Source organism: Microcoleus sp. AT9b-C3, from assembly GCF_036705485.1.
Lineage (GTDB): Bacteria > Cyanobacteriota > Cyanobacteriia > Cyanobacteriales > Microcoleaceae > Microcoleus.
In genome coordinates this window covers 33591-37934 of record NZ_JAUBUR010000050.1, presented here as the reverse complement: position 1 = coordinate 37934, position 4344 = coordinate 33591, and the positions used below count along the sequence as shown (strand labels likewise).

Sequence of the window (4344 nt, the reverse complement as noted above, 5' to 3'; positions counted from 1 at the left end):
CTAACGAACATACATTTGATTTCCCCAAAATACGTCAATATAGTTACACACAGAAAATCATTTAGGATTGCTATATAACTTTCTCATAGAACGGTTTATTGACTCGTTTCATCTCCCAAATGCCTGCGAAGTTTCCCCACTAAGCTTAACATCATTACCTTGCACAGGCTATTTGAGATTTATGAGAAACAACCCCTAACCATTGGTAACAAGTTAAGCCTGGCAGTTGTCAAGGGGATTTGAGAAGATGTGTCAAAGAAATATTGGTTTTTGCCTCGCTGTCGATCAGGGAAAGGTGCAACAATTATAGTCATTTCAAATAAATGTGAGACAAATGCAAGATGATGTAAAATCAAGAAAAATTGTTAACTCGGAGCCGAAAAATGGCATACAGTCTAGATTTGAGAAAAAGAGTAGTGGATTATGTGGAAAATGGAGGGTGTATAACCAAAGCCGCCGCCCTGTTTAAAGTAGGAAGAGCAACAATATACATATGGGTAGGGAGGGAAGACCTCCCTTGCAACCAAGGTAGAACACCGTGAGCGGAAGATAGACTCCGAAGCACTCAGAAAAGATGTATAAGAAAATCCCGAAGCAAGATTAATAGAAAGAGCAAGGAAATTCGGGGTGAGATCGAGGGCCATATGCTATGCTTTAAAAAAAATAAATGTCACGAGCCAAAAAACAATTTCGTTATAAAAAAAGGAAGAGAGAAGAAAGAATAAAATACTACTAAATCCTGAGAAAATCAATTAAGGTTCATGGTAGCAAAAGCCTTGTATTTATTGATAAATCAGGATTTGAAGAGCTTCATGCTTGTGTTTATGCGTGGTCAAAAAAAGGAAAAAAAGTATATGGGGATAGACAAGGAAAACGGGAAAAAAGAGAAAAGTTAGTAGCAGGAAGAAGAAAAGGAAACAAGGACTTGATTGCACCTATGGTCTTTAGAGGGAGCTTGAATGCAGAAAGTTTTGAAGGGTGGTTAGCTTTATATTTATTGCCATCTTTAACAATACCATCAATATTAATCATGGATAATGCACCGATTCATAGTAAGACAGCAATTAGACTCCTGGTGGAGGAAGCAGGCCATCAGATACTTTTTTTGCCAAAATACTCTCCTGACTTAAATGATATTGAGCATGATTTTAGTGCATTAAAGAGAGCTATAATGTATTCGCATTCTGCCACATCTCTTGATGAGATTATTCGCGCTTATTGTGCAACTTAGTGTCTTATTTTTATTTGAAATAACTATAACTACAATTCCCAGTTTACAGAACATCAACCATACTTCCCAGAAGCTACAGCAGCAGCCAGTCGCTCCATACCAGCTCGAACAATCACTGCTAAGTCACTCAGTGGCATACATTGGATTTTTTTAAGGATATTGTTGGTATTGACGGGTTCCGGCATTGGTTTGCCTTCGAGATGAGCCATTAACTCTTCCATCGTAAAGCCCGCTCTTGCCGCAATCTGAGTCAAATTTTTCGTATCCGGGAGCACCTGTCCTTTTTCCCAATACTGAACAGCAGCACCACAGACTCCCAATAGGCTACCAAAAGCGCTAAAACTCAGGTCGCCACGGGCTAGCTTCACAACTTCGCTCAGTTTGTTCTTAGCTTCTGCGTCCACAGTATTAGTCACCAGATAAACACAACTCCTAGTTTACAGATAAATCTGGCTAATACTCATTCCCCAGCAGCTTCAGTGGATGCAGCGAATCTATCCGCTACAGCTTTGCCAATTAGCGCCACCTGGCTCAGAGGCAAAAACTGAATTTTTTTGACAATATCGTTAATAGTTTCTGGGGCTTGCGAGACTGGATTGCCATCCAAAAAGGTGAGAAACTCTTCCAGCGAATAACCAGCTCTCCCAGCAATTTTAGCCAAGTTTTCCGTTTCTGGAACAGTATCGCCCCTTTCCCAAAATTGCACAGCAGTCGCAGAAACCCCCAAAAGCTTGCCAAACGCTCGTTGGCTCATTGTTCCGCGAGCAGTTTTGATGATTTCGCTAAGTTTTTGTCTATTTTGGATGTTCACGCCTTAAAAGCTATGCGATCATATATAGCAGTCTACTTGCCAACTGATACCTCAACTATATTTCCCAGACGACTCAGCCGCCGCCGCGAGCCTATCCATCACAGCTCTACCAATCACTGCCAACTCACTAATCGGCATACACTGAATTTTTTTCAGTAGGTCGTTAGTATCCAGAGGTTCCTGGACTGGCTTGCCTTCGAGGTGAGCCATTAGCTCTTCCATCGTAAAGCCTGCTCTGGTAGCAATCTGAGTCAAATTTTTCGTATCTGGAAGTACCTGCCCTTTTTCCCAATACAAAACAGAAGCAGCAGAAACTCCCAACATTCTGCCAAAAGCGCTCAAGCTCATCGAACCCCGCGCTAATTTAACAACCTCACTCAGTTTTTTCTTAGCTTCTGCGTCCACGGTATCAGCCACCAGATAACCACAATTCCTAGTTTACTTGTGTAGCAAAAAATTTGTCTGTCTAGCTTGACAGAGGAACCTTTAACAGATATTGTTAAGTAGATTGAAAATTTTAATTTTAATGAAAGCAGGTTTGGGAGAAATACCAATGACAAAGAGACGCAATCAAAAAACTCATAAACCTAGCCACACCCGTCAAAGCCTTACAGCCTCGGGTTGGCTAAAACCCCAGTGCTGGCAAATCTCCAAAATGGAAGCAGCCGAAGCCCTGAGAATGCCTGTCAACCGCATAGTCAAAGTGTACCCCAAACAACATCAAGTAATAGTCGTTTACCTCGACAAGAAAGGACAAAAATGCAGTTCTTTTTTCAGCTACAGACTATTTGCCAGATGGCAGCAGGAGGCGATCGCAGCAATTGCCAGTTGTCGAAACCAGCAAATCCTAGCACCCCTAGAAATCATAGTACAGTACGACCTCGAACATTTCAAGTATCCAGTCGTGATCGCCGACGCAATTTGGGAAGCTCTACTCAACCACATCCGTCAAGTCATCAGAGAACAAAGGCTCAGCCTAGCTTGCGCCTAGTCCCCCATTAACCCCCACCTATGTTGATCGTGGTTAATGCTTGGGAAAATCGATTTCTGAGATGGATATTCCTTGCATTTTCTGTACATATCGTCCTTGAGCCGCTACACACTCTGCCATTTTTTGAGCCTGTATAGGTTGACTCCTGGGATCTGGTGAGGTGCCTCTATACTCCCCTACACCACCACGACCACTATTTATTACTTTTCCATTTTTTTCTAAGATTAACTCTTCTCCGGTAGCATCAATATAGAATTTCCCCTTTTGAAAAGACACGCTGCTAATTGTGAAATCTTCCACTCCCTTGTAAGGATTTGCAGGACCCTTGACAATCTTAATACAGATTCTATTGTTTTTATGTGCAATTTCTATCCGGGAATTAGTGAACATGGTTCCTTGAGAGTAGTAAGTTCCTGTGGGTAGAATTGTATAATTGTGTTGATTACTTTGAGCAGATGACAAGGATGAAATTGATAGAATAATAGAACTAGCAATTTGTTTCGATTACCCTAAACTTCATTTTTAATTAAACTCACTTAAAATTTTTTCCGATTCAACATGATCACAGATTATCTAAAAAATCCTCTCTGGTTATCTCTGCTTGCCGAATAATAGCCCTGAGTGTCCCACGCTTTAATGATTGACCCTCATGTATTGGTACGGGGACAGAAACTGTTCGTGTTATCATTTTTTTCAGGATAACATGGCTGCCTCTTTGCCTATCTTCGGTGAATCCCAAACGCTCTAAAGACCGCACCGCACCTCTGCCTGAAACATTTCTCAATCTATAACTAACTCCAGCAGAAGAGGAACTATCTATAACTATCTCTTGAGTATCTGATATCAAAGAATTGTTATCATCCATTATATTTTGCAAATAACGGATATACTCCTTAGATGAATTTAGTTTTCGGTCTAAGTCAGCATTTTCCTCTTCTAGCTCGTGATTTTCTTCTAAAGCTGAATTTAGTTCTCGATATAAGTCAGCATTTTCCTCTTCTAGCTTGTGATTTTCTTTTAAAGCATAAACTTCAAAATCCCTTGATCCTGCTTTGATGCGCTCTGATTCTGCCCTAGCTCCTTCTAGTGCGGCGGTCAGTTCATTAATATTAGGTATTGTTTCTAACGGTTGCTCTAGCTGACGAGATTGCTGTTGTATTAAATGTCGATCGCGCTTCAAATCAGCTATTGTCTGATTGAGCGCTTCACTCCGCTGCTTTGCTTCAGATTCTCGCTGAGACGTTTTTTGCCACTCTTGCCATAGTAATTGCAAGTCGTCTCCTAAAGTTTGAGCAGTTTCTTGCTGTTGCT

General features: G+C 41.1%; 6 protein-coding genes and 1 pseudogene. 2 read left to right on the top strand and 5 right to left on the bottom strand.

The genetic code is table 11. The features are described 5' to 3' along the window. The first annotated feature begins 383 nt into the window (after positions 1-383). Positions 384-1231 (top strand): annotated as a pseudogene (locus tag QUB77_RS28460) (IS630 family transposase). Between the two features lie 53 nt (positions 1232-1284). Here the strand turns inward: QUB77_RS28460 and QUB77_RS28455 are convergent. From QUB77_RS28455 to QUB77_RS28445, 3 genes are all read right to left on the bottom strand, one after another. Next, complete coding sequence (locus QUB77_RS28455; RefSeq protein WP_333180206.1) at positions 1285-1647, bottom strand: transcriptional regulator; 363 nt, start codon at positions 1645-1647, stop codon at positions 1285-1287. A gap of 44 nt (positions 1648-1691) precedes the next feature. Then, positions 1692-1985 carry a helix-turn-helix transcriptional regulator gene (locus QUB77_RS28450; protein WP_333180208.1) on the bottom strand — a complete coding sequence of 98 codons (294 nt, stop codon included), beginning with the start codon at positions 1983-1985 and terminating at the stop codon, positions 1692-1694. A 108-nt stretch (positions 1986-2093) separates the two neighbouring features. Next, positions 2094-2459 carry a transcriptional regulator gene (locus QUB77_RS28445; protein WP_333180211.1) on the bottom strand — a complete coding sequence of 122 codons (366 nt, stop codon included), beginning with the start codon at positions 2457-2459 and terminating at the stop codon, positions 2094-2096. A 136-nt stretch (positions 2460-2595) separates the two neighbouring features. Between QUB77_RS28445 and QUB77_RS28440 the strand changes: the two genes are divergently transcribed. Continuing rightward, the gene (locus QUB77_RS28440) at positions 2596-3033 is read left to right on the top strand and encodes a hypothetical protein (protein WP_333180213.1); all 438 of its coding nucleotides are present in this window, start codon (positions 2596-2598) and stop codon (positions 3031-3033) included. Between the two features lie 33 nt (positions 3034-3066). Here QUB77_RS28440 and QUB77_RS28435 read toward each other — a convergent pair whose 3' ends face one another. Both QUB77_RS28435 and QUB77_RS28430 read right to left on the bottom strand, forming a co-directional pair. Next, positions 3067-3495, bottom strand: a complete 429-nt coding sequence (locus tag QUB77_RS28435) for a hypothetical protein (protein WP_333180216.1) — start codon at positions 3493-3495, stop codon at positions 3067-3069. Between the two features lie 100 nt (positions 3496-3595). Continuing rightward, on the bottom strand, positions 3596-4344 hold a 749-nt coding region (locus QUB77_RS28430; protein ID WP_333180218.1), incomplete at its 5' end, for a type II toxin-antitoxin system HicA family toxin.

Excerpts from the sequence above, each read along its gene's own strand:
- QUB77_RS28450 (WP_333180208.1), bottom strand. The coding sequence starts at position 1,985 with ATGAGCCAACGAGCGTTTGGCAAGCTTTTGGGGGTTTCTGCGACTGCT.
- QUB77_RS28440 (WP_333180213.1), top strand. The coding sequence starts at position 2,596 with ATGACAAAGAGACGCAATCAAAAAACTCATAAACCTAGCCACACCCGT.